This window comes from Frankia sp. AgKG'84/4, assembly GCF_023242965.2.
Lineage (GTDB): Bacteria > Actinomycetota > Actinomycetes > Frankiales > Frankiaceae > Frankia.
Map to the genome: position 1 here is coordinate 1 of NZ_JALKFU020000784.1, position 1,114 is coordinate 1,114.

Sequence of the window (1,114 nt, forward strand, 5' to 3'; positions counted from 1 at the left end):
GCCCAGGAGGGCTGGGCCGGGTACGTCGAAGGCGTCGTCGTCACCGTCGGGGCGCTCGCCGACCCCGTGCCCGTCACCCGCGGCTGGTGCGGCGCGCTGGCCAGCGACCTGCCGATGGGCGCCGGGCTGTCGTCATCCGCCGCCCTCGAACTCGCCGTGGCGAGGGCCTGCCATCTCACCTGGGCCCTGGACTGGGACCCGCTCGCCGCGGCCGCGCTCGCCCAGCGGGCCGAGAACCTGTGGGTGGGTGCCGCGACGGGCCCGCTCGATCAGATCGCCTGCGCGGGGGCAACCGCCGGCCACGCCCTGCGGATCGACGTCCGCGACCTAGGCATCACCGCCATTGCGATCCCGCCCGCGGCCCTCGTGGCGGTCATCGACACCGGCACCCGGCGGGAACTGGTGACCAGCGCCTACGCCCAGCGGCGCGCCGAATGCGCCCGCGCCGCCGCCGGCCTGGGCGTCGCGAGCCTGCGTGAGCTCGACGACGGGCTGCCCGCCGACGCACCGACGCGCCTCGACCCGGTCGCGCTGCGCCGCGCCCGGCACGTCATCACCGAGAACCAGCGGGTCCGGGAGTTCGCCGCGGCCCTGGCGCGTGGCGACCTGGCCCGCGCCGGCGAGGTGCTGCTCGACGGGCACCGGTCCATCCGCGACGACTTCGAGGTGTCGAGCCCCGCGCTGGACGCCGCGGTGGACGCCTGCCGGGTCGCGCCCGGCTGTCACGGCGCTCGCATGACCGGCGGCGGCTTCGCCGGCTGCGTGATCGCACTCGTCGAGGCGGAGCACGCCGAGGCGTTCGCGGCCGCCGTCCCACCGGCCTACCGCGCGCGGACCGGCCTGGACGCGGTCGTCCACCTCTGCCGGCCGGTGGACGGCACGTCGTGGGGGGGCGCGGGGGGGGCGGGGGTGCGGGGGGGGGGGGGGCGGGGGGGGGGCGGGGGGGGGGGGGGGGGGGGCGGGGGCGGCCGCCCCCCCCCCCCCCCCCCCCCCCCCCCCGCCGGGTCTCCGGATCCGGACTGGCTGAACGAGGGCACGGGGCTGTTCCAGCTGCGCCGGGTCAGCCCCCGCCGGGCCGGCGACGCCGGGGCCCCCGCGGCGGGCTCGCCACGCC

General features: G+C 80.1%; 1 protein-coding gene. It reads left to right on the top strand.

Annotated features, from left to right (window positions below):
• On the top strand, nt 1-1,114 hold a 1,114-nt coding region (locus MXD58_RS25200; protein WP_250610140.1), incomplete at both ends, for a galactokinase.